The organism is Pseudoxanthomonas sp. JBR18 (assembly GCF_028198165.1).
Classification (GTDB): Bacteria; Pseudomonadota; Gammaproteobacteria; order Xanthomonadales; family Xanthomonadaceae; genus Pseudoxanthomonas_A.
This window is the reverse complement of sequence record NZ_CP116339.1, coordinates 239,217-265,031: the sequence shown is the minus strand read 5'-3', so window position 1 is coordinate 265,031 and position 25,815 is coordinate 239,217. Positions and strand designations below refer to the sequence as shown.

General features: G+C 68.7%; 24 protein-coding genes and 1 pseudogene. 14 read left to right on the top strand and 11 right to left on the bottom strand.

Annotated elements, in window-relative coordinates:
- Nucleotides 1–106: 106 nt before the first annotated feature.
- Nucleotides 107–787 (bottom strand): YggS family pyridoxal phosphate-dependent enzyme, encoded by a 681-nt coding sequence (locus tag PJ250_RS01410; protein ID WP_271646780.1) that lies wholly within the window; start codon nucleotides 785–787, stop codon nucleotides 107–109.
- Between the two features lie 102 nt (nucleotides 788–889).
- Between PJ250_RS01410 and PJ250_RS01405 the strand changes: the two genes are divergently transcribed.
- The 4 genes from PJ250_RS01405 (at nucleotide 890) to PJ250_RS01390 (ending at nucleotide 4,616) form a co-directional block, all read left to right on the top strand.
- Nucleotides 890–1,927, top strand: a complete 1,038-nt coding sequence (locus PJ250_RS01405; RefSeq protein ID WP_271646779.1) for a type IV pilus twitching motility protein PilT — start codon at nucleotides 890–892, stop codon at nucleotides 1,925–1,927.
- Nucleotides 1,928–2,022: 95 nt separating this feature from the next.
- Nucleotides 2,023–3,153: a PilT/PilU family type 4a pilus ATPase gene (locus PJ250_RS01400; protein ID WP_271646778.1), complete on the top strand. Its 1,131-nt coding sequence runs from the start codon at nucleotides 2,023–2,025 to the stop codon at nucleotides 3,151–3,153.
- Nucleotides 3,154–3,216: 63 nt separating this feature from the next.
- Nucleotides 3,217–3,783 (top strand): hypothetical protein, encoded by a 567-nt coding sequence (locus PJ250_RS01395; RefSeq protein ID WP_271646777.1) that lies wholly within the window; start codon nucleotides 3,217–3,219, stop codon nucleotides 3,781–3,783.
- 137 nt (nucleotides 3,784–3,920) lie between these two features.
- Entirely contained in the window at nucleotides 3,921–4,616 is a 696-nt protein-coding gene (locus PJ250_RS01390; RefSeq protein ID WP_271648480.1) for a YitT family protein, read from the top strand.
- A gap of 196 nt (nucleotides 4,617–4,812) precedes the next feature.
- Here PJ250_RS01390 and PJ250_RS01385 read toward each other — a convergent pair whose 3' ends face one another.
- The gene (locus tag PJ250_RS01385; RefSeq protein WP_271648479.1) at nucleotides 4,813–6,873 is read right to left on the bottom strand and encodes a TonB-dependent receptor; all 2,061 of its coding nucleotides are present in this window, start codon (nucleotides 6,871–6,873) and stop codon (nucleotides 4,813–4,815) included.
- A gap of 104 nt (nucleotides 6,874–6,977) precedes the next feature.
- Between PJ250_RS01385 and PJ250_RS01380 the strand changes: the two genes are divergently transcribed.
- Both PJ250_RS01380 and PJ250_RS01375 read left to right on the top strand, forming a co-directional pair.
- Nucleotides 6,978–7,385, top strand: a complete 408-nt coding sequence (locus PJ250_RS01380; RefSeq protein WP_271646776.1) for a MerC domain-containing protein — start codon at nucleotides 6,978–6,980, stop codon at nucleotides 7,383–7,385.
- Nucleotides 7,386–7,601: 216 nt separating this feature from the next.
- Complete coding sequence (locus PJ250_RS01375; protein WP_271646775.1) at nucleotides 7,602–7,769, top strand: 30S ribosomal protein THX; 168 nt, start codon at nucleotides 7,602–7,604, stop codon at nucleotides 7,767–7,769.
- 83 nt (nucleotides 7,770–7,852) lie between these two features.
- On the opposite strand, the gene PJ250_RS01370 is transcribed toward PJ250_RS01375, so the two are convergent.
- On the bottom strand, nucleotides 7,853–9,349 hold the full coding sequence (locus PJ250_RS01370; RefSeq protein WP_271646774.1) for a chloride channel protein: 1,497 nt from the start codon (nucleotides 9,347–9,349) through the stop codon (nucleotides 7,853–7,855).
- Between the two features lie 193 nt (nucleotides 9,350–9,542).
- On the opposite strand from PJ250_RS01370, the gene PJ250_RS01365 reads away from it, so the two are divergent.
- Genes PJ250_RS01365 through PJ250_RS01355 form a run of 3 tightly spaced genes read left to right on the top strand, consistent with a single transcriptional unit; the run spans nucleotide 9,543 to nucleotide 13,182 of the window.
- The gene (locus PJ250_RS01365; protein ID WP_271646773.1) at nucleotides 9,543–11,186 is read left to right on the top strand and encodes a serine hydrolase; all 1,644 of its coding nucleotides are present in this window, start codon (nucleotides 9,543–9,545) and stop codon (nucleotides 11,184–11,186) included.
- Nucleotides 11,187–11,203: 17 nt separating this feature from the next.
- The gene (locus PJ250_RS01360; RefSeq protein ID WP_271646772.1) at nucleotides 11,204–12,421 is read left to right on the top strand and encodes a sensor histidine kinase; all 1,218 of its coding nucleotides are present in this window, start codon (nucleotides 11,204–11,206) and stop codon (nucleotides 12,419–12,421) included.
- Nucleotides 12,418–13,182 (top strand): LytR/AlgR family response regulator transcription factor, encoded by a 765-nt coding sequence (locus PJ250_RS01355; protein ID WP_271646771.1) that lies wholly within the window; start codon nucleotides 12,418–12,420, stop codon nucleotides 13,180–13,182. Before PJ250_RS01360 ends, PJ250_RS01355 begins: the two co-directional genes overlap by 4 nt.
- 40 nt (nucleotides 13,183–13,222) lie before the next feature.
- Here PJ250_RS01355 and PJ250_RS01350 read toward each other — a convergent pair whose 3' ends face one another.
- The 6 genes from PJ250_RS01350 to PJ250_RS01325 all read right to left on the bottom strand — a co-directional run bounded on the left by PJ250_RS01350 (nucleotide 13,223) and on the right by PJ250_RS01325 (nucleotide 18,206).
- Entirely contained in the window at nucleotides 13,223–13,735 is a 513-nt protein-coding gene (locus PJ250_RS01350; RefSeq protein WP_271646770.1) for a methylated-DNA--[protein]-cysteine S-methyltransferase, read from the bottom strand.
- Nucleotides 13,732–15,240 carry a DNA-3-methyladenine glycosylase 2 gene (locus tag PJ250_RS01345; protein WP_271646769.1) on the bottom strand — a complete coding sequence of 503 codons (1,509 nt, stop codon included), beginning with the start codon at nucleotides 15,238–15,240 and terminating at the stop codon, nucleotides 13,732–13,734. The genes PJ250_RS01350 and PJ250_RS01345 overlap by 4 nt, the downstream gene beginning before the upstream one ends.
- 50 nt (nucleotides 15,241–15,290) lie before the next feature.
- On the bottom strand, nucleotides 15,291–16,559 hold the full coding sequence (locus PJ250_RS01340; RefSeq protein ID WP_271646768.1) for an alkaline phosphatase family protein: 1,269 nt from the start codon (nucleotides 16,557–16,559) through the stop codon (nucleotides 15,291–15,293).
- 219 nt (nucleotides 16,560–16,778) lie between these two features.
- A complete protein-coding gene (locus PJ250_RS01335; RefSeq protein WP_271646767.1) occupies nucleotides 16,779–17,006 on the bottom strand; it encodes an RNA-binding S4 domain-containing protein in 228 nt (75 codons plus the stop codon).
- 9 nt (nucleotides 17,007–17,015) lie between these two features.
- Nucleotides 17,016–17,660 (bottom strand): hypothetical protein, encoded by a 645-nt coding sequence (locus tag PJ250_RS01330; protein WP_271646766.1) that lies wholly within the window; start codon nucleotides 17,658–17,660, stop codon nucleotides 17,016–17,018.
- Nucleotides 17,661–17,678: 18 nt separating this feature from the next.
- A complete protein-coding gene (locus PJ250_RS01325; protein ID WP_271646765.1) occupies nucleotides 17,679–18,206 on the bottom strand; it encodes an RNA polymerase sigma factor in 528 nt (175 codons plus the stop codon).
- Nucleotides 18,207–18,352: 146 nt separating this feature from the next.
- Here PJ250_RS01325 and ubiM point away from each other — a divergent pair, with 146 nt between their 5' ends.
- From ubiM to PJ250_RS01310, 3 genes and pseudogenes are all read left to right on the top strand, one after another.
- A complete protein-coding gene (gene ubiM, locus PJ250_RS01320) occupies nucleotides 18,353–19,504 on the top strand; it encodes a 5-demethoxyubiquinol-8 5-hydroxylase UbiM (protein ID WP_271646764.1) in 1,152 nt (383 codons plus the stop codon).
- Nucleotides 19,505–19,632: 128 nt separating this feature from the next.
- Nucleotides 19,633–21,372, top strand: a pseudogene (locus PJ250_RS01315) (DEAD/DEAH box helicase); the annotation flags it as partial.
- Nucleotides 21,373–21,679: 307 nt separating this feature from the next.
- A complete protein-coding gene (locus PJ250_RS01310; protein ID WP_271646762.1) occupies nucleotides 21,680–22,426 on the top strand; it encodes a pseudouridine synthase in 747 nt (248 codons plus the stop codon).
- 9 nt (nucleotides 22,427–22,435) lie between these two features.
- Here the strand turns inward: PJ250_RS01310 and PJ250_RS01305 are convergent, their stop codons facing one another.
- Nucleotides 22,436–23,380, bottom strand: coding sequence for a DMT family transporter (locus tag PJ250_RS01305; RefSeq protein ID WP_271646761.1), 945 nt, complete (start codon nucleotides 23,378–23,380; stop codon nucleotides 22,436–22,438).
- A 192-nt stretch (nucleotides 23,381–23,572) separates the two neighbouring features.
- On the opposite strand from PJ250_RS01305, the gene PJ250_RS01300 reads away from it, so the two are divergent.
- Nucleotides 23,573–23,767, top strand: coding sequence for a Pr6Pr family membrane protein (locus tag PJ250_RS01300; protein WP_271646760.1), 195 nt, complete (start codon nucleotides 23,573–23,575; stop codon nucleotides 23,765–23,767).
- On the opposite strand, the gene PJ250_RS01295 is transcribed toward PJ250_RS01300, so the two are convergent.
- The gene (locus PJ250_RS01295) at nucleotides 23,764–24,618 is read right to left on the bottom strand and encodes a DUF72 domain-containing protein (RefSeq protein WP_271646759.1); all 855 of its coding nucleotides are present in this window, start codon (nucleotides 24,616–24,618) and stop codon (nucleotides 23,764–23,766) included. The genes PJ250_RS01300 and PJ250_RS01295 overlap by 4 nt on opposite strands.
- A gap of 145 nt (nucleotides 24,619–24,763) precedes the next feature.
- Here PJ250_RS01295 and PJ250_RS01290 point away from each other — a divergent pair, with 145 nt between their 5' ends.
- Complete coding sequence (locus tag PJ250_RS01290) at nucleotides 24,764–25,801, top strand: lipid A deacylase LpxR family protein (protein WP_271646758.1); 1,038 nt, start codon at nucleotides 24,764–24,766, stop codon at nucleotides 25,799–25,801.
- Nucleotides 25,802–25,815: the final 14 nt, after the last annotated feature.

The following is a 25,815-nucleotide window of genomic DNA, read 5'->3' as shown; positions in this document are numbered from 1 at the left end:
ATCACGCTGCTTCTTGTGGGAGCCGCCACGGCGGCGATGAAGCTTTCCTAGTGAAGCCTTTCGCCGCCATGGCGGCTCCCACAAAAGCTCAGGCTTTCACAAAAGCTCAGGCTTTTGCAGGCCGCGGACCGAATAAGGCGGTGCCCACGCGCACCATCGTGGCGCCCTCGGCCACCGCCAGCGCGCAGTCCTCGCTCATGCCCATCGACAAGGTGTCCACGCCGGCGTGCTGCGCGGCCAGGGTGTCGAACAGCTGCTTCATCCGGGCGAAGGCAGCCCTGCGTAGGGCCGGGTCCTCGTGTGGCGCCGGGATGGCCATCAGGCCGCGCAGCGCCAGGGCGGGCTGGGCGGTGATGGCGGCGGCCAGCGCGTCGATGTCCTGCGGCGCGCACCCATGCTTGCTGGCCTCGTCGTCGATGTTGACCTGGATCAGGACATTCAGCGGGCCACGCTCCGGCTGTCGTGCCTGGGCCAGTGCGCCTACCAGCTTGGGCCGGTCCACGGTCTGCACCCAGTCGAACAGCTCGGCCGCCAGCGCGGCCTTGTTGGACTGCAGGTGGCCGATCAGGTGCCAGACCAGGTCTGGCCTGTTCAGCTCGGCCTGCTTGGCCTGGGCCTCCTGCACGTAGTTTTCGCCGAACACGCGCTGGCCAGCCGCGGCCAGGTCCGCGACGGCCTGGGCGGGCTGGAACTTGGACACCGCCACCAGCGTGGGCACTGGCCGGGCGGCCTCGGTGGCCGCGTTGTTCAGCCTGTTCAGGGTGTCGGCGAGACGGTCGGAAAGCACGGCGGACAAGCTCGTTGGCAGGTGCGACAAGGGCGCTATACTGCCTTTTGGGGATGTAGGCTTCCAGTTTCGCAGTACTTTCCACAGGGGAACACGCAACGCATGGATATCGCCGAACTGCTGGCCTTCTCGGTCAAGAACAAGGCTTCGGACCTGCACCTGTCCGCCGGGTTGCCGCCGATGATCCGCGTGGACGGCGATGTCCGCCGCATCAACATCCCCGCGCTGGACCACAAGCAGGTCCACGCGCTGGTCTACGACATCATGTCGGACAAGCAGCGCCGCGACTACGAGGAATTCCTCGAGGTCGACTTCTCCTTCGAGATCCCCTCGTTGGCCCGCTTCCGCGTCAACGCGTTCAACCAGAACCGCGGCGCCGGCGCGGTGTTCCGCACGATTCCGTCCGAAGTGCTGACCCTGGAGGACCTGGGCTGCCCGCCGCTGTTCCGCGAGATGGTCCAGCAGCCGCAGGGTCTGATCCTGGTGACCGGGCCGACCGGCTCGGGCAAGTCGACCACGCTGGCGGCGATGATCGACTTCATCAACAAGAACGAATACGGTCACATCCTCACCGTCGAGGACCCGATCGAATTCGTGCACACCTCGCAGAAGTGCCTGATCAACCAGCGCGAGGTGCACCGCGACACCCACGGCTTCAACGAAGCGCTGCGCTCGGCGCTGCGTGAGGACCCCGACTACATCCTGGTCGGCGAGTTGCGCGACCTGGAAACCATCCGCCTGGCGCTGACCGCCGCGGAAACCGGCCACCTGGTGTTCGGCACCCTGCACACCAGTTCGGCGGCCAAGACCATCGACCGCATCATCGACGTGTTCCCGGCCGGCGAAAAGCCGATGGTGCGCTCGATGCTGTCCGAGTCGCTGCGCTCGGTGATCTCCCAGGCCCTGCTGAAGAAGGTCGGCGGCGGGCGTACCGCCGCGTGGGAAATCATGGTCGGCACCCCGGCCATCCGCAACCTGATCCGCGAGGACAAGGTCGCGCAGATGTACTCGGCCATTCAGACCGGCCAGCAGTTCGGCATGATGACCCTGGACCAGCACCTGCAGGACCTGGTCAAGCGCAGCCAGATCACGCGCCAGCAGGCCAAGGAATACGCCAAGGACAAGCGCCTGTTCGAGTAATCGCCGGTGCCTGGTCGCCCCCTGGCGACCGACAGGTTCGATCCCATGCGTTTTGCCGCTGACCCCACCCGGGCCAACGGCCCACGGAGAGACAGATGAGCAGCATCGACTTCACCTCGTTCCTCAAGCTGATGTCGCACCAGAAGGCATCGGACCTGTTCATCACCTCCGGCATGCCGCCGTCGATCAAGGTGCATGGCAAGCTGACCCCCATCACCCAGACCCCGCTGACCCCGCAACAGTCGCGCGATCTGGTGCTCAACGTCATGACGCCGGCCCAGCGCGAGGAGTTCGAGAAGACCCACGAGTGCAACTTCGCCATCGGCGTGGCCGGCGTGGGCCGCTTCCGCGTGAGCTGCTTCTACCAGCGCAACCAGGTTGGCATGGTGCTGCGCCGGATCGAGACCAAGATCCCCAGCGTCGACGAGCTCAACCTGCCGCCGGTGATCAAGACCCTGGCGATGACCAAGCGCGGCATCATCATCTTTGTCGGCGCCACCGGCACCGGCAAGTCGACCTCGCTGGCTGCGATGATCGGCTACCGCAACCAGAACTCGACCGGGCACATCATCACCATCGAGGACCCGATCGAGTTCGTGCACAAGCACGAGGGCTGCATCATCACCCAGCGCGAGGTCGGCATCGACACCGACAGCTGGGAGAACGCGCTGAAGAACACCCTGCGCCAGGCGCCGGACGTGATCATGATCGGCGAGGTGCGCACCCGCGAAGGCATGGACCACGCCATCTCCTTCGCCGAAACCGGCCACCTGGTGCTGTGCACCCTGCACGCCAACAACGCCAACCAGGCGATGGACCGCATCATCAACTTCTTCCCCGAGGACCGTCGCAGCCAGCTGCTGATGGACCTGTCGCTGAACCTGCGCGGCGTGGTCGCCCAGCAACTGGTACCGACCCCGGATGGCAAGGCGCGCCGGGTGGCCATGGAGATCATGCTCGGCACGCCGCTGATCCAGGACTACATCCGCGAAGGCGAGATCCACAAGCTCAAGGAGGTCATGAAGGAGTCCACCAACCTGGGCATGAAGACCTTCGACCAGAGCCTGTTCGAGCTCTACCAGGCCGGCGAGATCTCCTACGAGGACGCGCTGCGCTATGCCGACTCGCAGAACGAGGTGCGCCTGCGCATCAAGCTGGCCTCCGGCGGCGACGCGCGCACCCTGGCCCAGGGGCTGGACGGGGTCGAGGTGGCCGAGGCGCGCTGACGCAGGACGAGCAGGGAAGCGCGGACGCCTAATGGCGCCGCAGGGTGGATGACAGGGGGACAAATGGAACTTGAGACAGTGAATCCTTACCAGGCGCCGACGGCGTACGTCGCCGACGCGCCGGCGGATGGCGCCGCGACCACGGTTCGGCTGTACGCTCCGGCCGCCTGGAAATTCCTGCTGTTGTCGGGCTGCACGCTGGGCCTGTATCTGTTGGTCTGGTTCTACCGGAACTGGGTGGCGGTGCGGCGTGCGCGCCAGGTCAAGCTCTCGCCGGTGGCGCGCGCGATCTTTTCAGGGATCACCGCGTATTTCTGCTTCGAACAGATGGAAGACATCCTCGCCAAGCGGCTTGGCCGCAGGGCGCCGGAGCTGCATGGTGGGATCGCCGCGCTGCTGTATTTTCTGCTCAGCGCTGCCGGGCGCATGCCGCACCCGTTCTGGATGATCTCGCTGCTGGCGCCCCTGCCGGTGCTGTGGGTGAACCAGCGCGTGCGTGCCGCGGGCCTGGCCGATGGCGGCCTAGTTGCCGATGAGCCCTTGTCTTGGGGCGCGTGGCTGCTTGTGGCCGTTGGTGGCTGCTGCTTCTTGCTGGTGCTGATCGGATCGTTTGCACTCCGCGTGGAGTGAAGGTTGCCGATGTGACGGTTTGACACGGACGTGCCGGTAGAATGCGCCGGCCCCCGCAGCCGGCCTCCCCCGTGTCTTCCGCCATTCCCCCTGACCAAGATCCCGACACCATCGACGCGCCGGCGCCGGAGGTCGGCCTGGACGATGGCGGTGCCGATCATTCGCCCCCGGGCGTGGTGGTCACCTCCGGACCGCTGACGCCGGCACCGGATTCGGAAGGGATCGGGGTCGATGATCGCGCCTTCCACCATTCGATCGCCGAGGACGTGCAGGGCATGGTCCTGGCCACGCTCACCGCTTCGCTGGGGCTGGCGGTGTTCGCCAAGGGCGGGCTGATGATTGGCGGCATGGCGGGCGTGGCGTTCCTGGCGCATTACGCGCTGGGCTGGAATTTCGGCCTGATGTTCGTGCTGGTCAACCTGCCGTTCTACTGGCTCTCGGTGCGGCGCATGGGCTGGGAGTTCACGCTCAAGACCTTCGCGGCGGTGGCTGCCTGCGGCATGTTGACCGACCTGCTGCCGCGGTGGGCGCCATACGCCACGATGACACCCTGGTACTCGGCCCTGGTCGGCGGCGCCCTGGTCGGTCTGGGCATCCTGTTCTTCATCCGTCACCACGCCAGCCTGGGCGGGGTGGGCATCCTGGCCGTCTACTTGCAGCGCGCCCATGGCATCAGCGCCGGGCGGGTGCAGATGACCTTCGACGCGGTGCTGATGTGCGTGGCTTTCCTCACCCTGGCGCCCTCCAAAGTGCTGTATTCGGCGCTGGGCGCGGTGGTGCTGAGCCTGGTGCTGATGTTCAACCACCGTCCGCACCGCTACATGGGCGTGTGAGCCGCGCTTTGCGCGTGGCGGCGCTGGCATGTCGGCGCCGGATTTTCGCTCCACGGCGTGAGGCCCCGATGCCTCGTGGTACCAAAAAAAGTGCGGGCCGGAAGACAGGGGAGGTCTTCCGGCCCGCAGGCCCCGTGGGGCCGGACGAGGCGTGGAGGGGTCGCGCCTCGCCCCACCGCTCGGCGCGGTCAGGCGATCAGAAGAACACCCGCACGCCGAAGGTGCCGTTGCGACCAGGCAGCATCACATCGTCCTTGAGGAAGGAGGTGTGCACGCGCGCGTCGCGGTTGAGCAGGTTGTTGCCATCCAGGAAGACTTCCCACGAGGTGCTGCCAGCATCGATGTGGTAGGCCAGGTGCGCATCGACCATGGTGTAGCCGGCGGTCGGGGTCTCGTTGACCGCGACCTTGTCCTGCTTCATGTAGCGCGTGCCGCCCAACGAGGCGCGCCAGGCATCGCCTTCCCAGCGCAGCTGCGCACCGAAGCGGGCCGGGCTGATGCGCGGCAGGTTGCCACCATCGGCCAGGCGCGCACGCACGGTGTCGCCGAAGACATGCAGGTCCCAGGCGCCGACGCGGTCGTTGTTGGCCAGGTGGAAGGTGGCCTCGCCCTCGAAGCCGTGGAAGATTGCATCGCCCTGGGTCCACTGGCGGATCGGCAGGTACTCGTCTTCCTCATCGAAGTACCACTGGTTGCCGGTATCGGTGAGGTAGATGAAATTGTTGTAGCGGTTGTAATAGGCCGAGACCTTCGCATCGACCCAGTCGTTGCGGTACTGCAGGCCCAGTTCGGCCTGGTTGGCCTTTTCCTTCTGCAGGTCGTTGCCGCCGATCTCGTAGGCCAACGTGGCGATGTGCGGACCGTCGGCGAACAGTTCCTCCTCGGCCGGGGCGCGCTCGGCGTGGTCCAGGTTGGCGGTCAGACGCCACTGGTCGTTGAGCCGGAAGCCGAAACTGGCCGACAGGCTCATCGGCTTGTAGTCCGGTGACAGGCCGGTCTCGGTGTCGTATTTGACCTGGTCGATGCGCGCGCCCAGGTCGGTGGAGAACGCGCCCCAGGTGTTCTGGGCCACGGCGAACACACCCACCGACTTGGTGTCGGTCCGCGGCACGAAGGCCTCCTCGCCGATCGCCTGGAAGGTCGAATCGCTGCCCTGCACGCCGACGGCGGTCTTCCAGCCGTTGTCGGCGGCGAAGGTGGCCTCCACCCGGCCCTCGTTGGCGTTCTTCTTGAACACCGTGCCCACCTCCTCACCCTCGAACTCGGTGTGGTCGTAGGAGGTGTGGCCGAAGCTGTAGCGCAGGCCGCTGCCCTGGCCCCACGGATCGTTCAGCGCGCCCTTGAGCTCGAAACGATCCTGGTGCATCTCCAGGTGCACGCCGCGCTCGCCAGCGGCCAGGTCGCCAGGCTCGCCGGGATTGCCGTAGCTGTCGTTGAAACGCGAGACCGACATGCCCACAAAACCCCAGTCGCCGGCCAGCGAGGCGCCGATGGCCCCGGACTTGTTGTCGATGAAGGTGTTGGCCTGGCGGCCTTCGGGCGTGTCGTAGTCCTTGGCGTTGCGGTACACCCCGTCGGCGTGGATGGTCAGGCCACCGTTGCCCACGTCCACGCGCGCCATGCTGGTCTGCCCGTCCTTGTCGCCGATGTCCACGCGGGTTTCGGCGCGTCCGCTGATGCCGTTGACCGCGGTCTCCGGGATGCGCCCATCGACCACGTTGACCGCGCCGCCGATCGCGCCACTGCCGTACAGCAACGTGGAGGGTCCCTTGAGGACCTCGATCTGGTCGGCCAGGAACGGCTCGATGGCCGGGGAATGGTCCTGGCTCACCGTGGAGACGTCTGCGCTGGACAGACCGTCGGCCATCACCGCCACGCGTGGGCCGTCCATGCCGCGGATGATCGGGCGGCCCACGCCAGGACCGAAGTTGGAGCTCTGCACGCCAGGCATGCCGGCGACGGTCTCACCTAGGCTGGCCGCGCGCGCTTCGTCGAGTTTTTCGCCGGAGAGCACTTCGGTCGGACGGCTGAGCTGGTCGGCGGTGCTGCCGAACGGGCTGGCGGTGACCTTGACCGCGTCCAGATCCTTGGCGTGCAAGCCACTGCCATGGACATGGCGCGAGTCGCTGTCCGGCGGGGTGGCGGTCTGCTGTGCCTGCGCGGCAAAGCTGCTCAGGGCCAGTGCGAGGGCGGCGGCGAGCGGAGCACGGGCAAAAACGGGGGCGGCCGCGCCGGGGACGCGGAAAATGGAAGACATCATTGAGAAGATCCGGGGAGGGTTGCGGGAAAGATGCGGGTGTCGGCAAAACGTTATAATATATCTTCTCGAAGTCAACGCCCGTCCCGAAAGTCATCCCCGTCATGTCATCACCCTTCCGCTCCTGGCTCGACCGATTGGGCGCCACCGGCTCGCTGGTGTGCGCGGTGCATTGCGCGGTGCTGCCGCTGCTGATCGCGCTGCTCCCCGCGTTGGGCCTGTCGGCCTGGCTGGGCGAGGGCTTCGAGCGCGCCTTCGTGGTCTTCGCCTCGCTGTTGGGCGCCTTCAGCCTGGTCACCGGCTATCGCCGCCACCGCGTGCTGCGCGCGCTGGGCACCTTGCTGCTGGGGTTGCTCGTGCTGTGGGCCGGCATCCTGTACGCACCGCTGCATCACCATCTGGTGGCGCATGCGGTGACGATGACCTTCGGCGGCACCCTGGTCGGGCTGGCGCACCTGCTCAATCTGCGCCTGAACCACGGCCACGTGCACGACGCAAGCTGCGCACATTAGGCGCGCGCCGTTCTGCATGGGTTCTGCACCTGGATTTGCCGGGTCGCAGCGGAATTGTCTGCCACGGCGTTTCGCATGACCGACCGGATGGGCGACATCCTGACGCTGTACGGGTGGGGAGGGGGCTGTGATAGCCTCTCCGGCCCTGTGCGCCAGTCCCTCGCTGGCCGCGCACCCGCCGAACCGGCGGGCCACCAGACATCAGGAGTACGAACAATGGGTAAGGGTGACCGCAAGACCGCCAAGGGCAAGCGCTACAACGCCAGCTACGGCAACACGCGCAAGCACGCCACCGCAGTGGCCACGCCGGTGACCAGCAAGACCGTCACCAAGTCGCCGGCCAAGAAGGCCGTGGCGAAGAAGACGGTGGCCAAGGCCAGCTGACCGCTGCTTTCCGTCGTGCATCGAAAAACGGCGCCCTTCGGGCGCCGTTTTTCGTTTGCGGTGTCTGGAACGCCCTGGAGCGACTACGCGTTAGGAGGCTGCGTCGGCGGGTCCTGGCGATCCTCGGCCGCGGCATCGCCGTCGCTGGCTTGCGGCGGGGAGGAGGGCTCTGCACCGGCACCGGTGGTCGAGCCCGCGGCCGCGACCTGTTCTTCGTCCTGACGTGCGGCGACATTGGTCGCCGCGTCCGGCGTGGCCGGGGCGTCCGGCGTTTCGTTGGGCATCGCCGCCAGCAGGCGGTCGGCCAGGGCCTTGTAGACCGGCTTGCGGCAGACCAGGGCCGAAGCCGCGCGGGCGAGCAGCACGGTGGCCAGGATCGGCAGCATCATGTCGCTGTTGTCGGTCAGCTCCAGCGAGATCACCGCCGAGGTCAGCGGCGCCTGGGTGACGCCGGTGAGGTAGGCACACATGCCCAACAGCACCACCGAGGACGGGTCCACGCCCGGCAGGATGACCGACAGGTTGTGTCCCAGGCCCGCGCCGACGGCCAGCGCCGGGGAGAACAGGCCGCCGGGGATGCCGGCCACATAGGACACCAGGTTGGCGGCGAACTTCATCACTCCGAACTCGTGCCCGACCACCGCGTGTCCCTGGACCAGGCTGCGGGCCTGGTCGTAGCCGGTGCCGAACGCGCCGGCGCCGAAGATCACGCCCAGCAGGGCCAGCGCCAGCCCGCAACCGGCCGCGAACAGCACCGGGTTGGCCTTGCGCGCGCGTCCCAGCCAGCGCGGCTTGCCGTCCATCGCCGCCAGGATGATGCGGCTGAACAAACCGCCCAGCAGGCCCGCCACCACACCGCACAGCAGCACCGCCAGCCAGCCCATGCCCAGCGGCAGGGAAGCATCGACCGTGCCGAAGTAGGTGTAGTTGCCCAGCAGACCCAGCGACACCACGCCGCCGACGATCACCGCGGTCAGCAGCGTGCCGGAGAAGTTGTGCTCGTAGCGACCCGACAGCTCCTCGATGGCGAAGACCACGCCGGCCAGGGGCGTGTTGAACGCCGCCGCGATCCCGGCCGCGCCGCCGGCGAGCAGGAAGTGCGTGGCTTCGCGCGGGTCCTTGAAGCCCAGCGCCCGGCCGATCACGTACATCAGGCTGGCGCCGACGTGCACCGTCGGGCCTTCGCGGCCGACCGAGGCACCGCCCAGCAGGGCCAGCACGGTCAGCATGAGCTTGCCGGCGGACACGCCGAGCGAAAGATTTTCCTTGCGGAACGGGCGGCTGGGCAGCTGCAGGGCCGCGATCACCTGGGGAATGCCGGAGCCGCGGGTCGGTCGCAGCGCGCCATTGGTGAGCCAAGCCAGCATGCCGAACACCACCGGGGTGAGCAGCACCGACCACCACACCGAGTGATGGATGATCTTCTCGAACAAGCCGAACGCCGCGTCGCTGGCCCGGGCGAAAATCAAGGCCACGACCGCCACCGCCACTGCGCCACCCCAGAGCGCGACGCGCCGCATCCAGCGTTCACGCGACCACAGCGGGGCCAGGGCCTCGCGTGCTTCAGAAGTATCAAACATGCCCTTATTGTGACATGGGCGACAGCCAGGGGCCGTGCAGGCGTCGCGGCGCGGCTGGTCCAAAGCGTTGCCGGACCCGCGTTCGTCGCACCTTGGGCAGGGTTCGTCGCGGTTGCAGGCACGCTCGTCGCGTTCTCCGATGTCGCGTGTTTTTGGGGGCGAGCATGGGCTTTCCGCGACAAGGAGACATGCCGTGTTCCCACATCCCGCAACCATTGCCCTGGCCTCGGCCGCATTGCTGGTGAGCCCTGCCGCTGGCGCGATGACCGATGTGCAGTTGGCCGGCCTGGTGGCCCAGCGTCTGCACGGCGACCGCACCGGCGCCTGCACGGCCGTGGCGGTGGTCGAAGCCGATCACGTGGCACGCACCTACGCCTGTGCCGACCCGGCCGATCTCAAGCGCGTTGGCCCGTCCCGCGCCTTCGAGATCGGCTCGGTGACCAAGACCATGACCGCCACGCTGCTGGCGCAGCAGATCGTGGCGGGCCATGCCTCGCTGGACGATCGCTTGGCGGACTGGTTGCCGCCGGGGACGCCGGTGCCCAGCTTCCAGGGCCAGCCGATCCTGCTGCGGCACGTGGTGACCCACACCTCGGGGCTGCCGGCCTTGCCATCGCGACTGCACGCCACCGGCATGGCCGATCCCTATGTCGGACTGGGCGAAGCCGATCTGCTGGCCTCGCTGGGCGATGTCACGCTCACCGCCGCGCCCGGCAGCCACTTTGCCTATTCCAACTTCGCGATGATGCTGCTGTCCGACGCCCTTGCCCGGCGCGCCGGCACGGACTACGAGACCCTGCTCAGGCGCGAGCTGTTCGCACCGCTGGGCATGGACCAGGCCTACATCAACATGCCGACGGCCGGCAGCTCACCTGCACAGGGGCATGCGCCCAGCGGGCAGCCGGTGCCGGCCTGGCGCTTTCAGACCAACCTGGCGGGCGTGGGCGGCGTGCGCGCCACCCTGCAGGACATGGTGCGCTATGTGCAGGGCGAGCTGGGACAGATCGAGGCGCCGATCACGCCCGCCATCCGGCTCAGCCAACAGACCGTGTCCGCACTGCCGCCGATGGCGATGAACTGGATGCAGCGCCGCATCGGGACGCGCACCGTGCTGCTGCATGAGGGCGGGACCGGTGGGTTTTCCTCGTTCGTGGCCATCGACCCGGCCCGCCAGCGTGGCGTGGTGATCCTCTCGGACACCACATGGACCACGCTGGGCGGGCTGGGCACACTGGGCCTGCACCTGGTCGATGCGGACTTCCCCCTGGGCCACCCGCGTCATGAAGTGCCTGCCGATGCGGCGCAGCTGGCGGCGCTGGCAGGGACCTATACGCTGGGCCAGCTGAAGATGCGCCTGATCGCGCGTGATGGACAACTGGTGGTGCAGCCACAGGGGCAGCGCGAGCTGGTCATGGGCCACGACGATGCCGGCGACTATTATCCGCGCACGCTGGACGCGGTGCTCACGCCCGAGCCCAGTGCGACAGGGATGACCTTCGCCTGGTCGCAGGGCGGGGGCCGGATGCTGGCCACCCGGCGCGATCAGGACGAACCCGCCAAGCCACAGGTCGCGCCGCTCTCAGCCGCGCAACTGGCCGGATACGCCGGCACCTATCCGCTGATGCCCGGCTTCGACCTGACCGTAGCGGTGGCCGGTGACACGCTCACCGTGCAGGGCACCGGGCAGCCGGCCATCGCCGTCGAACATGTGGGGCAGGACCAGTTCGCAGCGCCATCGGTAGGCGCGCAGTTGCAGTTCGAGCGCGATGCGCAGGGTCGGGTCCAGACGCTGGTCCTGCGTCAGAATGGGCAGGTGCTGCGTGGCGCGCGGCAATGAGGCAGGACAGGACCGCCATGAGCACCCAGGACTACGCGCTGCAGACTCGCCTGCCGCAGGCCATGGCCAGCGGCGCGGACACCGTCTTGACGCGCTACCGCCGCTATCCCGTCTTCAGTCTGCGCTGGCAGGCCGGACGCACGCTGCTGTTCGGCGTGGTGTTGCTGGCGTTCGCGCTGGTGATCGGCCTGGGCACGGGCATCCTCAGGCAGAGCGTGCGGGTGGGGGCGCTGGTGACCGTTGTCGAGTTCGTGGCCTTCATGCTGATGGCCACGCTGGGCCCGGCGCTGGCCGGGGTGGTGCGTTATCGCGGCTGGCCCGCCACGCGCGAGCGGCGCTGGGTCGTGGCCGCACTGCTGCTGGGCATCGTATTGAGCTTCTTCGTCGATCGGCTGGCGTCGGGCTATATCAACGCGCTGGTCCGGCCGGCGACCGAGGCCATGCGGATCACCGCGCCGCACCTGGGGCCGGTGGCGCGTGCGCTCAGCCTGGCGGTGAACGTGGTGGTGCTGATCGTGATCTACGGCCTGTTCGGTGGCGGGCTGGCGCTGCGGGCGTATTTCAGTGAGCACCGCCGCTGGGAAGAACACCAGCATCGTCGAGCCCTGGACGCGGCCACCGCGCAGGCGCGCGATGCCGACCTGCGCCTGGGGGTGCTGCAGGCTCAGGTGGAGCCGCACTTCCTGTTCAACACCTTGGCCTCGGTGCGTGCACTGGTGCGCCAGGATCCGGCCCAGGCCGAGGCGACGCTGGATGCGCTGGTGGACTTCCTGCGCGCCACCATTCCCCGCTTGCGTGATGGGCAGGCCGCGCTGCAGTCCACACTGGGCGAGCAGTTGGATCTGTGCGCCCGTTACCTGGCGCTGATGCAGCTGCGCATGGGCGGGCGCCTGCATTACACGGTGCAGGCCGAGCCAGCACTGCGCGAGCAAACCTTTCCGCCCACGCTGCTGATCACCCTGGTGGAAAACGCGATCAAGCACGGCATCGAGCCCAAGCGTGGCGAAGGTCGGATCGACCTGGTCGCCACGTTGGCCCACGGCCTGCTGTGGGTGCAGGTCTGCGACGATGGTGCGGGGCTGGTGCCGGGCACCAGCGGCGGACTGGGGCTGGTCAACGTGCGCCAGCAGCTGGCCGCGCGCTATGGCGAACGCGCGGTGCTGCGCCTGCGTGCACTGGAGGGTGGTGGCGTGTGCGCCGAGGTGGGGATTCCCGTCGACCAGGTGCCGGCATGAGCACGCCCGCCCCGACCGCACTGGTGGCCGAGGACGAGGCCCCGCAGCGGCGCGCGCTGTGCGAGGCGCTGGCCGAGGCCTGGCCGGCGCTGCAGCTGATCGCGGTCTGCGCCGATGGCAGCGCGGCGCTGGATGCGCTGGAACGACAGACGCCGGCGGTCGCCTTCCTGGATATCCGCATGCCGGGCGAAAGCGGCCTGGTGGTGGCGCGCGAAGCGGCCGCGCGCGGCACGCTGGTGGTGTTCACCACTGCCTACGACGCGCATGCCATCGAGGCCTTCGATGCCGGCGCGGTGGATTACCTGCTCAAGCCGGTGCAGCCCGTGCGCCTGGCTCAGGCGGTGCAGCGGGTGCAGGCGCGATTGGACAGCGGACAGACGCCGGACCTGCAGGATCTGATCGACCAGTTGGAGGCCCGCCTGCGCCCGTCGGCCGCGTGCATCCGCTGGATCACCGCCAGCGCCGGCGACACCGTGCGCATGATCGGCATCGACGAGGTGCTGTTCTTCCAGGCCCAGGACAAGCTGGTGCGCGTGGTCACCGCGCAGGGCGAGGCGGTGATCCGCATGCCGCTCAAGGAGCTGCTGGACGGCCTGGACCCGACAGTGTTCTGGCAGGTCCATCGCGGTGCCATCGTGCGCGTGTCCTGCATCGATCGCGTCCACAAGGACGAGTTGGGCCGGCATGTGCTGAGTCTGCGCGGCCATGCCCAGACCTTGCCGGTCAGTGCCGGATTCATGCATCGCTTCCGCGGGATGTAGCGGCAGGCCTAGCGCTCTGTCTCGGGAGGGCGCGAGGGATTCAATTGAAAAGCTGGCGGCTGACCTCGGCCGCGGGCAGCGCGCCTTCCAGCTCCAGTAGATATTGCTTGGTCGGCAGGCCGCCGCCGAAGCCGGTTAGGGCGCCGTCGGCGCCGATGACGCGATGGCAGGGCAGCACGATGGGCAGCGGGTTGCGGCCGTTGGCCGCACCGACCGCGCGGCTGGCGCCGGGGCGACCGACGCGCTGGGCCAACTGGGCATAGCTCCAGGTCTGGCCGAAGGGAATCTGCGCCAGCGCCAGCCAGACTTGGCGCTGGAAGGCGGTGCCATGCGGGGCCAGCGGCAAGTCGAAGGCCTGCAGGCGTCCGGCAAAGTAGGCGTCCAGCTGCGCCTGCGCCTCGCGCAACAGCGGATGGTCACCACGCTCCCACATTTCGAGCCGCTTGATCGGGTGTTTGTTGTTCGGGAATTCGATGCCGTGCAGGCCAGCGTCGCTGGCGGCCACGCGCAGCGGGCCGACCGGGCTGGGAAGTTCGCGTTCGAAGATGGTCATGGCAGGTCCTTGGCGGGGCATTCGGGCGATCGGTTGGGCGCGGCCGGCATGGCGTCCTTCCACAGGTGCAGCACGGCATAGCCGCGCCAGGGCCGCCAGGCCTGCGCATGCGCGGCCAGCGCGCGCGCGCTCAGACGCGTGCCGTCGTTGGGCAGCGCCTTCTGCAGGACCAGGTCTTCAGCCGGGAAGGCGTCGGGGTGGCCGAGCCCGCGCAGCGCCAGGTAGTGCGCGGTCCAAGGACCGATGCCGGGCAGCGCGACCCAGCGGGCGACGAAGTCGTCCAGCGGCGCCTCCGGGCGGAAGTCCACGCGCCCGTCCAGCACCGCCTGGGCCACCGTGCGTACCGTGGCCGCACGCGCCTGGGTTAGGCCGATCGCGGTGAGATCGGCATCGGCCAGGGCCTCGGGCGTGGGGAACAGATGCGTGTGGACCTCGCTGCGCAGCGGTTCGGGCAGCGGTGCGCCGAACGCCTGCGCCAGCCGGGCGGTGAAGGTGCGTGCGGCGGCCACGCTGACCTGCTGGCCGATCACCGCGCGGACCGCGATCTCGAACCCGTCCCAGCCGCTGGGGATGCGCAGCCCGGGGCGGCGCGCGAGCAGTGGCGCCAGGCGGGGGTCATGGCTTAGCGCATCGGCGATCGCCTGTGGATCGGCGTCCAGGTCGAACATGCGTCGCAGCCGCGCGACCACGCTCAGCATCCGCGCCGGTGCGATCCGGCGCAGTTCCAGTCGCAGTGCGTGCTCGCCCCTGGGCCAGGAGCTGACGCGCAGCCAACCAGGGGCGTCGGCCGGGCCGACGACGCGCGAATACGACGTCGCATCGACGTGCTCCACGCCCGGCAGTGCGCGCCCGCGCAGGAAATCGAGCATCGCGGTGAAGTCGTACGGCGGTCGATAACCCAGGCGCAGCACCAGGGTTTCGTCGGCCGCCGCCGGCACCTCGCGCTTGCGCAACTCGCGCGGGGCCATGCGGTAGGCGTCCTTGAACACGGTGTTGAAGCGCCGCAGGCTGCCGAAGCCGGCGGCCATGGCCACATCGGTGATTGGCAGGGCGGTCTCGGTCAGCAACTGCTTGGCGAACAGCAGCCGGCGCGTGGCGTGCACACCCAGCGGCGAGGTGCCCAGGCGGTCGGCGAACAGGCGTCGCAGCTGGCGTTCGCTCAAGGCCAGGCGCTGCGCCAGCGCCGACAGCGGCGCATCGGCAAGCAATCCGGCGTCGATCAGCTTGAGTGCGCGGGCCACCGCGTCGTCGCCGCGGCGCCAGGCGCCGTGCTCGGGCGACAGCTCGGGCCGGCAGCGCAGGCAGGGCCGGTAACCGGCGGTTTCAGCCGCGGCGGCGGAGGGGAAGTAGCTGACGTTCTCGCGCCGTGGCACCGGCGCCGGGCAGACCGGCCGGCAATAGATGCCGGTGCTGGACACGGCGGTGAAGAACAGCCCGTCGAAGCGCGCATCGCGGCTGAGGCGGGCGCGTTCGCACAGGGCTGCATCGGGCAGGGGTGAGGACATGGCCGGCAGGCTAGCACCGGCGAGGCGGCCCTACTGGCCGTTTTCGGACATCAATGCGCGTCCGGCCGCAGCCCCGCCCGCAGCGGCGCCAGGGTGCCATCGTTGGGCTGTGCCGGGATGGCCAGCAGATGCGCCAGCAGCGGGTAGACATCGACATTGTCGAACGCTGGCAGCACCACGCCGCGGCGGAACGCCGGGCCATGCGCGATGAAGATCGCGCGCATCGATTCCAGCGCCGGGTCGTAGCCATGCGAGCCGCGGTCGTGGCCGAGCTTGCGACGACGCGCGGCCTGTTCGGCCGGCAGGGCGTCCCAGCCCTCGTCCATCTGGCACACGATCGGCGGGATGCGCGCGTTGCTGCCGTAGTGCCAGCGTGCGGGCAGCTCCCCCTTGCGCCAGCAGCTGTAGGGCGCATGGCGGCCGAGCAGGCGGGCTTCGACCACGGTCTCGAAGCCTGGATTAGGCTGCACGCCGACCACCTGGCCGACCGACACCACCACCGCTTCGCGCTTGCTGACCATGTCCTCGACCGCGATGACGTGCTCGGGGGCGACGGTGGCCATGCCGTGGTCGGAGACGATCACGATGTTGGTGCCCGACAGCTGGCCGTGCGCCCGCAGTGTGTCCAGCAGTGTGCCCACGGCCGCGTCCACGCGGCGCAAGGCCTCGCGCACCTGCGGCGAAGCCGGACCATGGCTATGGCCCTCTTCGTCCACATCCTCCATGTACAGCGCGGCCAGCGCCGGGCGCGCCTGGGCCGGGCCAGTCAGCCAGCCGGCGACGTCCGCGGCGCGGGCGGCCGCCGGGATGGCGGTATTGAACAGGCGGTACTCGTTAGGCCGCACGCCGTCGATGGGCGCGCTGCTGCCGGGCCAGGCCCAGATCGCGGTCTTCAGGCCGTGCTGCTCGGCGGTGACCCAGATCGGGGTGGCCTCGCTCCACCAGCGTGCATCCGCGGTGGCCTGGGTGTCGGCGACCTTGAATTCGCCCAAGCCCTCCTCGCGCATCGAGTTGTGGATGACGCCGTGGTGGTCGGGGCGCAGGCCGGTGACCAGGGTGTAGTGGTTGGGAAAGGTCAGCGCCGGATACGAGGGCGTCATCCATTGCGCGCGCACGCCGTCGCGTGCCAGCGCATCCAGGTGCGGCGTGTCGCCGCGGCCCAGGTAGCTGGCGCGCAGGGCATCGATGGAGATCAGCAGGACCGGCTCGGGTGTCGCAGCCGTAGCGGCGGGAGCGGACGAGGTAGGACGTTCGGTGGCGCAGGCGGCCAGCAGCAACAGGCTGGCCAGCCAGGCGGCCCGGACCGGGAACAGGCGCATGGACGAGGCAGGGATGACGAAGCAGATCCGCAAGCTTCGCAGAAAGCCATGACGCCCGCATGGCGCGCTTGCCGCGTCCAACGCAGTTCCTCCCGCCTGTACCTGCTTTCGTGGAAGGCGCCATGGTGGTGACGGGCCTCGTATTGATCTAGCCCCTTGTGGGAGCTGCCATGGCAGCGATGGCGGCTCCCAAGCGGGCAGGCGCCCGCGGGGCAGTGCTCAGTCTTCCGGGTCCATCACCCGGATCTCGACCTCGTCCTCGACGCGTACGACCTGACCGGCGCGGATCTTGGCGGTCTTGCGCAGTTCCTGCACGCCGTCCACGGTAACCACGCCGCTGGCGACGACCTGCTTGCCCATGCCGCCGCTGTCGACCAGGCCGCACAGCTTGAGCAGGATGTGGAGTTCGACGTACTCGCCGTCGAGATCGAATTCGAGGATCTGCATGACGGCAGTCTAGCGGCTGGCGTCGGCCTCCTCACGCTGGAAGGTCGCGATCTCGTCCAGGAGTGTCTGTGCACGAGGAATGCTGCGGCCGACGCTGCCGGCGTCGAACAGGTCGCGGCGCCGGCGCAGCAACAGCACGCAGCCGCCAAGCAGCAGCAGGTTGAACGCAGTATTCCAGAGCAGGTAGCCGGTAGGCAGATCTCGTCCCGTGATCGCCTGCGCCGCCACTTCCAGCAGCGCCAGCCACAGCAGGCACCAAGCCAGGCCGAGCAATGGCTGCCAACGCACGCGCCAGCGGCGCAACTGGCCCAGGGTCGTCTGCACTGCGACCACCGGCTTGGCGTAATGCAAGCGGGTGATCAGCAACACCTCCACGGTCGAGCACACCACCAGGGCCACGCCCCAGGCGTGCAGCGCCAGGCCGGACACCAGCGCAGCCGGCGAATCCGTGTGCTGCACCCAGAACCTGGCGAACACCACCGCCATGCCGATCCCGAGCAGGGTCTGCACGATCTGCCAGGCCAGCAGGGGGCGCAGGCGGGCGCGGGCCTTGTCCAGGCGGCTTTCGGTGAACAACTGCAGGTTGAGCGAGCTCTGGCGCTGCAGGCGCGCGTCCAGGGTCTGCCAGGCGGCTTTCATTTCATCAAGGTCCATGGGTTGGCTCCGAAGAAGTCATAGTTGGTCGCGGATGCGCTGCTTGAGGCGCGCGATCTTGGTGGTCACGTTGGTCTGGCTGATGCCCAGAATCTCGGCGATCTCGGCCGAGGGGCGCTCTTCCAGGTAGAGCACGAGCAAGGCGCGCTCCAGCGGCGGCTGGCCGGCGATGAACGCGCGCAGCAGGCGCAATTGCTGCTCGGCCTCCGGGTCGGCCGCGTGTGGGTCGGCCATGTCGTGCAGGCTGGGATCGAAGGCCACGGCGTGGCGCTGGCGCAGGGCCTGGCCGCGGACCTGGGAAATGGCCACGTTCAGCGCGATCCGGTACATCCAGGTCGAAAAGCAGCGCTGGTCGTCATAGCGCGCGAAGGCCCGCCACAGCTGGGTGGCGATTTCCTGTGCCAGTTCGGCCCGGTCCTCGGGATGGAAGGCGTAGCTGGCCGCGACCTTGAGCACGATCCCGCGATGGGCCTGCAGCAGCGCCTCGAAGCGGTGCCGGGTCTGTTCGTCCTGGGCGAGGGCCGGTGGCACGGCGGCGTCTTCCATGGGGAGGTCCGGGAAAGCGTGTGTGGAATGCCTGGATGATTCGCGGCGGCCGGCGTCTTGTCACACCGCACCTTGCGCCAGATCAATGCACGCGCTGGGGTAGTCGTTAGGGTAGGACGCTTCCAGCTCCAGAAGAGGTCAAGGCAATGCAGGTTGACGTGGTGGTGGGCGGCGGTGGACCGGTGGGCCTGTGCCTGGCCCGCGCGCTGGCCCAGCAGGGGCGCACGGTGGCGGTGGTGGAGCGCCAACCCCGCACGGCGCTGGCCGCACCGGCCTTTGACGGCCGTGAGATCGCCCTGACCCATGCTTCGCGGCGGCTGCTGGACCGCCTGCAGGTCTGGTCGCGTCTGGACGCTGGGACGATCGCGCCGCTGTGCCAGGCTCGCGTGCAGGACGGTGCTTCGCCCTTCGCCCTGGCCATCGGCGGCGAGGCGGACACTGGCCAGCCGCTGGGCTGGCTGGTGGCCAATCACCGCATCCGCCAGGCCGCCTACGAGGCGGCGCTCGATCAGCCGGGCGTGAGCGTGCTGGACGATGTCGGGGTGGCCGCACTGCGCCGTGAGCTGGAGCGGGTGGTGGTCACGCTGGACGATGGCCGCCTGCTGCACACGCGCCTGCTGGTGGCCGCGGACGGGCGTTTGTCGGGGCTGCGTCGGCAATTGGGCGTTGGCGCCGAACTGCACGAGCTGGGGCGCAGCATGCTGGTCTGCCATGTGGCCCACGCCCGGCCGCACCACGGGGTGGCGTTGGAGTGGTTCGCCTATGGCGGCACCGTGGCCTTGCTACCGCTGGTGGGCGACAGCTCCTCGCTGGTGCTGACCCTGGCGCCGCAGCAAGCCGCGGCGATGATGGCGCTGGACCCGACGGCTTTCGCCGAAGAGGTCACCGGATTGTGCGAGGAGCGCCTGGGCGCCATGCGCCTGGCCAGTAGTCGCCACCTGTATCCGCTGGTGTCCAGCTATGCCCGGCGACTGGCCGGGCCGCGCTTCGCCCTGGCCGGGGATGCGGCGGTGGGCATGCATCCGGTCACCGCGCACGGCTTCAATTTTGGTCTGGCCGGGGTCGAGCGGTTGGCCGCAGCCCTAGAGGGTGCGGCCGATCCGGGCGCGTCGCCGCCGCTGCAGGCCTTCGCGCGGGCGCATCGCCGGGCGACCTGGCCGCTGTATGCGGCCACCCAATTGGTGGCGCGGCTGTACACCGACGAGCGCCCGGGCGCGCGCCTGTTGCGGCGCGGGGCGCTGCGCGTGGCGGCGATGCCAGCGTTTCGACAAGCCTTGCGCCGGCATTTGCAGCATTGAAAACCGGCGATTCAAAGACGAAATATCGTTGCCAGCGGTCGGTTTGACGCTCCCGGCAGGCGTCGTTCAAGGCGCAGGAGGCCGCCAGGGCGCACAATAGACGGCCATTACGCTGTCCGAGTTGCATCATGTCTTCCGAAAATGCCGCACCCGCGGTGCCGTTCTCCGCCCTTGGCCTGTCCGAGCCGGTCCAGTCCGCACTGACCGCCGTGGGTTATGAGTCGCCTTCGCCCATCCAGGCCGCCACCATCCCGGCGCTGCTGGCAGGGCGCGACGTGCTGGGCACCGCGCAGACCGGCACCGGCAAGACTGCGGCGTTCGCGTTGCCGGTGCTCTCGCGCCTGGCCGCCGAGAGCGGCAAGCCGCAGGCCCTGGTGCTGGCGCCCACGCGCGAGTTGGCCATCCAGGTGGCCGAGGCCTTCCAGAAGTACGCCGCCAAGATCCCCGGCTTCCACGTGCTGCCCATCTATGGTGGACAGAGCTACTACCCGCAGTTGCAGGCGCTCAAGCGCGGCGTGCACGTGGTGGTGGGCACCCCGGGCCGGGTGATCGACCACCTGGAGCGTGGTTCGCTGGACCTGTCCGGCCTGACCACCCTGGTGCTGGACGAGGCCGACGAGATGCTGCGCATGGGCTTCATCGACGATGTCGAGACCGTGCTGAAGAAGACGCCGGAGACGCGCCAGGTGGCGTTGTTCTCGGCCACGATGCCCCCGGCCATCCGCCGCATCGCCCAGACCTATCTGAAAGAGCCGGTCGAGGTGAACATCGCCTCCAAGACCACGACCTCGGCCAACATCACCCAGCGCTACTGGTTCGTCTCGGGCCTGCACAAGCTCGACGCGTTGACCCGCATCCTGGAAGCCGAGCCGTTCGACGGCATGATCATTTTCGCCCGAACCAAGGCGGCCACCGAAGAGCTGGCGCAGAAGCTGCAGGCCCGTGGCCTGGCCGCGGCGGCGATCAACGGCGACATGCAGCAGGCCCAGCGCGAGAAGACCATCGCCCAGCTCAAGGACGGCAAGCTGGACATCCTGGTGGCCACCGACGTGGCCGCGCGCGGCCTGGACGTGGAGCGCGTCAGCCACGTGCTGAACTACGACATCCCTTACGACACCGAGAGCTACGTGCACCGTATCGGCCGCACCGGGCGTGCCGGGCGCAGCGGCGAGGCGATCCTGTTCGTGACGCCGCGCGAGAAGTCGATGCTGCGCGCGATCGAGCGGGCCACCCGCCAGCCGATCACCGAGATGCAGCTGCCCAGCGTGGACGATGTCAACGACCGCCGCGTGGCCAAGTTCCTGGGCCGGATCACCGAGACCCTGGCCGCGGGCGAAGCCGGCGACTACCGCGCGCTGATCGAAGGCTACGAGCGCGAGCACAACGTGCCGGCCGTGGACATCGCCGCGGCGCTGGCGCGCCTGCTGCAGGGCGACACGCCGCTGCTGCTGTCGGCCGAGCGCCCGCGTGCACCGCGTCCCGAGCGCACGGAGCGCACCGAGCGTCCTGCAGCGCGCTTCGAACGCAGCGAGCGTCCGGAGCGGAGCGAGCGCCCGCGCCCGGAGCGTCCGCTGCGGGAGGGTGGTGACGAGGCACGCGCCGAACGTCCGCGCCGCGCACCGGCTGGGCAGCCGGAGCCGGGCATGGAGCGCTATCGCATCGAGGTCGGCCACGCGCATGGCGTCAAGCCGGCGAATATCGTGGGCGCCATCGCCAACGAGGCCGGGCTGGAAAGCCGCTACATCGGTCGCATCGACATCCAGGACGACTACTCGGTCCTGGACCTGCCCGAGGGCATGCCTGACGACACGCTGACCCATCTGAAGAAGGTCTGGGTGTCCGGCCAGCAACTGAGGATCCACAAGGTTGGCGAGGAGACTGGCCAGGACGCGCCGCGCCAGTTCCGGCCGCCATCGGCGCGACCGGGGGGCGCCAAGCCGCGTCCCGCCGGCAAGGCTGGATTCAAGCCGGGCGGCAAGCCCCACCGCAAGGGCCCGAAGGGCCCGTAGCGCAGAGCTTTGTTTGGCTTTGAGCACTGAGCTTGCTCCGGCCGTGTAGCGCGGAGCTCGCTCCGTTGCTTTCAAGCCCAAGCCAGCTCGCGGGCACGCCTGTGGCTCCTACGCACGATGTAAACCAAACGCAGCGGAGCAAGCTCCGCTTTACGATGTTGTCGCCATGACCGAAGACGCACCTGACGCGGGTCCGACCCGACTCAACAAGCACATCGCGCAGACCGGGTTCTGCTCACGCCGTGAAGCCGACAAGCTCATCGGCGAGCGCCGGGTCACCGTCAATGGCCATCCGGCCGGCACCGGCGCGGTGGTGGGCGAGGGCGACGTGGTCCTGGTCGATGGGCAGCCGCTGCGCGCGCGGACGGTGGTCAAGTCCAGTGGCCGCAAGCACGTGTACATCGTGCTGAACAAGCCGGTCGGCATCACCTGCACCACCGAAGCCAGCGTCAAGGGCAACATCGTGGACTTCGTCGGCCACGAGCAGCGCATCTTCCCGATCGGTCGCCTGGACAAGGAGTCCGAGGGCCTGATCCTGCTGACCAGCAACGGCGACATCGTCAACCAGATCCTGCGCGCGGAGAACCGCCACGAGAAGGAATACCTGGTGGAGGTCAACAAGCCGGTGACCGACGAGTTCCTGCGCGCCATGGCCAAGGGCGTGCGTATCCACGACCAGATGACCCTGCCGTGCCGCACCGGACGTATCGCCAAGTTCGGCTTCCGCATCGTGCTGACCCAGGGCCTGAACCGGCAGATCCGGCTCATGGCCGCGGCCTTTGGCTATCGGGTCACCCAGCTGCGCCGGGTGCGCATCGACAACGTCAAGCTGGGCCCGCTCAAGCCCGGACGCTGGCGCAACCTCACCGACGCTGAATTGCGCGGCCTGCTGCCGCAGATGGAGCGCTGGTAGGACCGCGCCCTAGTCGACGATGCCCTTGGCTTCCGAGGTGGCCAGCAGCTCCGGGTGCGCGGCCCCGCGGCGTCGGGCCAACACCGGATGGGCGAACACCGCCAGCAGAATGATCGCCACGCCGGCGTAGAACTGCGCGGTGAGCTCACGCTGTTCGCCCAGCAGCGGGATGGCCAGGACGATCGCGTAGACCGGCTCCAGGTTGGTCACCAGCTGCATGCCGTAGGCGCTGACGTGGCGCAGCGCGGCCAAGGCCATGGCGAAGGGCAGCAGGGTGCAGGCCAGTGACAGGAGCAACAGCAGGAGGGCGTCGTGCGCGCCCGGAACGTGCAGCAGCGTCCCGCCGAAACCGGGGACCAGCAGCATCACTGGCGCCAGCAGGCTCAGCATCAAGGTGCCGGCGCCCAGCTCCAGCGCGGTGACGGTGAGCGGATCGCCGCCCTCGACCATGCGCTTGTTGAGCGAGCCGAACAGCGCCACCAATAGGGCCGACAGCGCGCCCACCGCGATGCCGGCGCGCATCTCGTGCGGCACGCCCCCGACCACCAGGGCCACGCCCGGCAGCGTGGCCAGACCGAAGATCAGTTCGCGCAGGTCGAACGGGCGCTTGGCCACCCACGGCTCCACGATCGAGGTGAAGGCCGGTGCCAGCGCGATGCAGGTCGCCGCCACCGACGCGTTGGACAGCTTGATGGCGCCGTAGAAGGTCAGCCAGTGCAGTGAGACCAGCGCACCGATGCCCGCGTATGCCCAGCGATGCCGCGCCGGCATCGCGCGCAGCCCACGCCAGACCGAAGGCAGCAGCGCCAGGGCAAGCACGACCAGCAGCATCCGCCACCACACCAGCGGCAGCGCAGGCAGGGTGATCAATTTACCGAGGATGGCGGTGAAGCCCCACAGCATGACGCAGGCGTGGACCTGCAGGTGGGCCTTGAACGGGACGGGGGTGGGCATGGGGCATTATCGCTGCGGCCGAGTCGTCCACACAGCACAGGATCCTCGGTTCGAGGCGTCGCCCCCACGGAGCCTGCGCAGGTGCAGGGAGCGCCGCTGCCGGACCGTGAATCGCTGCGGCCGTGGCGCTACTTCTGGTCTGCTGACTGGGCTGGGTGCCGGGCGCGGGCTGGATCTGCGCGATGTCGCTTGGTGGCTGTTGTTCCCGGTGCTCCCCTGGCCTGGATGCTGATCCGTGGCAGCGTGGTGCGCGAGAATCCGTATCCATCTGGGGACGTAAGTACCCATGGCGTGCTGGGCGTGGCCCGCAACGCGTCGGTGATGACGGGAATGTACGTGGTGATCGGCCCGGGGCTGCTGGGCCTGGATCGCCTGTGCCGACGCTAGGCGGTCTGCAGGCGCTGGAGCAGGGCCATGGCCGCGGCGGGGTTGCGCTCCTTGGCCGCGGAGATGAAGTACACGAAGACCTCGCGTGGCTGCTTCGGCGCGAGGCTGGGGCCGACATGCGGCAGTTCGGCGAGGTCTTCGCCACGCCGCCACGCCCGTGCGCGGCGGGCCCAGGCATCCAGCTCGCTGTCCGGATAACCGTGGCGTTCATCGCTGCGGCTGGCCATCAGCCGGGCATAGACGAAGTCACTGGTGAGGTCGGCGAAGGACGGGTACTCGGTGGATTCGGAAAAGACCGTGCCCATGCCGTGCTGGCGTGCCAGTTCCAGGAACGCAGGGGTGATGAAGGCCGGGTCGCGCACGTCCAGCACGTGGCGCAGCGGACGATCCGCGACGCGCTTGGGCAGCAGGTCGAGGAAGCCGGCAAATTCCTCCGCCTCGATCCGGCGCCCGGATTCGAACTGCCACACCAACGGCCCGAGCTTGTCGCCCAACGCGCTGATGCCGCCGATGAAATCCTCCACCTGCGTGCGCGTGCCGCTCAGCCTGCGCGCCTGGGTGATGCGCTTGGGCGCCTTGGCCGAGAACATGAAGCCCGCCGGCGTGGCATCGCGCCATTTGGCGTAGGTCGCGGGCTGCTGGGTGCCGTAGTAGGTGCCGTTGATTTCGATCGCGGTGACATGGCGGCTGGCATAGTCCAGCTCCAGTCGCTGGACCAGTCCGGCCGGATAGAAGTTGTCGCGCCATGGCGCGAACACCCAGCCACCGATGCCGACCCGGATGCCGGCACCACCCGTGGGGCGAGCATCGAAGAGGTCGTCGCCGGGAGCGGGTCTGCGGGTCGCGGGCATGGCAAGGGCCTGGGAAGCACGGGTGAGCGCGGGCGGGCAGGATACCGACACGCGCCGGCACTGAATCGTGGCGCCGTCTTCACATGGATTTCAATACTGGACGGTTCATGATTTGCGCCACCCCAACCACCCTCTGGGACACCCCATGGCAAGAGCAGGATGGCTGCTGCTGGCAGCAGCCGCGTGCGGCAGCGCGCACGCAGCGGAAACGGAAGGCTGCCCCACCCGGACCGAACTTCCGCCCACCGTCAACTTCCGCGTCGACAATGATCTATTCGGCGGTCAGGATCAGGACGAGGGCTACACCAATGGCGTCCAGCTCTCGCTGGTCTCGCCCAATCTGAAGAACTACACCGACGACCCGTGCCTGCCGCGCATGGCGCGTCTGGTGAATCGCTACCTGACCTGGATCCAGCCCGAAGGCTTCGACCAGCAGAACATGGTCTTCACCCTGGGCCAGGAGATCTACACCCCGTCCGACTACACCCGCAAGGACCTCATCGAGGATGACCGCCCATACGCGGCGGCGTTGCTGGTCGGGTTCGGCTACAACGCGCGCAAGGGCGACAGCCTGCGCACGACGCTACTCAAGCTCGGCTGGGTTGGCCCGTCGGCACGCGGCGAGGAGGTCCAGAACGCGGTCCACAGCGTGTTGGGCGACGACAAGTTCGAGGGCTGGAACAACCAGCTGCGCGACGAGCCGGTCTTCATGCTCCAGCATGAGCGCATGCATCGCTACGCCTGGGGCCAGGGCAAGTGGACCTGGGATGCGATCACCCATGCCGGCGGCGCGCTGGGCAATTACAAGACCTTCGTCAACGGCGGTGCGGAGCTGCGGTTCGGTCGCTATCTGCCCGATGATTTCGGCAGCACGCCGCTGCGTCCGGCCGGCGAGAACACCGCCCCGCGTAGCCAGACCGAGCCGGGCGGAGTGTTCCGCATCCACGGCTTCCTGACCGCCGACGGCCGCTGGGTTGGTCGCGACATCACCCTGGACGGCAACACCTGGAAGGATAGCCACAGCGTGGACAAGCGGCGCTATGTGGCCTACGCGGGGTATGGTGTGGCGGTCATGAAGGGACGCTGGAAGTTCGCCCTGGCCCGCTACTATTCGACCCGTGAGTTCGATGGTCAGGACGAGCCGCCGGTCTTCGGCAGCTTCACCGTCAGCTACGCCCTCTAGTCCCAACGGACCTG

Excerpts from the sequence above, each read along its gene's own strand:
- PJ250_RS01405 (WP_271646779.1), top strand. The coding sequence starts at position 890 with ATGGATATCGCCGAACTGCTGGCCTTCTCGGTCAAGAACAAGGCTTCG.
- PJ250_RS01400 (WP_271646778.1), top strand. The coding sequence starts at position 2,023 with ATGAGCAGCATCGACTTCACCTCGTTCCTCAAGCTGATGTCGCACCAG.
- PJ250_RS01395 (WP_271646777.1), top strand. The coding sequence starts at position 3,217 with ATGGAACTTGAGACAGTGAATCCTTACCAGGCGCCGACGGCGTACGTC.
- PJ250_RS01385 (WP_271648479.1), bottom strand. The coding sequence starts at position 6,873 with ATGTCTTCCATTTTCCGCGTCCCCGGCGCGGCCGCCCCCGTTTTTGCC.
- PJ250_RS01380 (WP_271646776.1), top strand. The coding sequence starts at position 6,978 with ATGTCATCACCCTTCCGCTCCTGGCTCGACCGATTGGGCGCCACCGGC.
- PJ250_RS01375 (WP_271646775.1), top strand. The coding sequence starts at position 7,602 with ATGGGTAAGGGTGACCGCAAGACCGCCAAGGGCAAGCGCTACAACGCC.
- PJ250_RS01370 (WP_271646774.1), bottom strand. The coding sequence starts at position 9,349 with ATGTTTGATACTTCTGAAGCACGCGAGGCCCTGGCCCCGCTGTGGTCG.
- PJ250_RS01360 (WP_271646772.1), top strand. The coding sequence starts at position 11,204 with ATGAGCACCCAGGACTACGCGCTGCAGACTCGCCTGCCGCAGGCCATG.
- PJ250_RS01355 (WP_271646771.1), top strand. The coding sequence starts at position 12,418 with ATGAGCACGCCCGCCCCGACCGCACTGGTGGCCGAGGACGAGGCCCCG.
- PJ250_RS01350 (WP_271646770.1), bottom strand. The coding sequence starts at position 13,735 with ATGACCATCTTCGAACGCGAACTTCCCAGCCCGGTCGGCCCGCTGCGC.
- PJ250_RS01345 (WP_271646769.1), bottom strand. The coding sequence starts at position 15,240 with ATGTCCTCACCCCTGCCCGATGCAGCCCTGTGCGAACGCGCCCGCCTC.
- PJ250_RS01340 (WP_271646768.1), bottom strand. The coding sequence starts at position 16,559 with ATGCGCCTGTTCCCGGTCCGGGCCGCCTGGCTGGCCAGCCTGTTGCTG.
- PJ250_RS01335 (WP_271646767.1), bottom strand. The coding sequence starts at position 17,006 with ATGCAGATCCTCGAATTCGATCTCGACGGCGAGTACGTCGAACTCCAC.
- PJ250_RS01330 (WP_271646766.1), bottom strand. The coding sequence starts at position 17,660 with ATGGACCTTGATGAAATGAAAGCCGCCTGGCAGACCCTGGACGCGCGC.
- PJ250_RS01325 (WP_271646765.1), bottom strand. The coding sequence starts at position 18,206 with ATGGAAGACGCCGCCGTGCCACCGGCCCTCGCCCAGGACGAACAGACC.
- ubiM (WP_271646764.1), top strand. The coding sequence starts at position 18,353 with ATGCAGGTTGACGTGGTGGTGGGCGGCGGTGGACCGGTGGGCCTGTGC.
- PJ250_RS01310 (WP_271646762.1), top strand. The coding sequence starts at position 21,680 with ATGACCGAAGACGCACCTGACGCGGGTCCGACCCGACTCAACAAGCAC.
- PJ250_RS01305 (WP_271646761.1), bottom strand. The coding sequence starts at position 23,380 with ATGCCCACCCCCGTCCCGTTCAAGGCCCACCTGCAGGTCCACGCCTGC.
- PJ250_RS01295 (WP_271646759.1), bottom strand. The coding sequence starts at position 24,618 with ATGCCCGCGACCCGCAGACCCGCTCCCGGCGACGACCTCTTCGATGCT.
- PJ250_RS01290 (WP_271646758.1), top strand. The coding sequence starts at position 24,764 with ATGGCAAGAGCAGGATGGCTGCTGCTGGCAGCAGCCGCGTGCGGCAGC.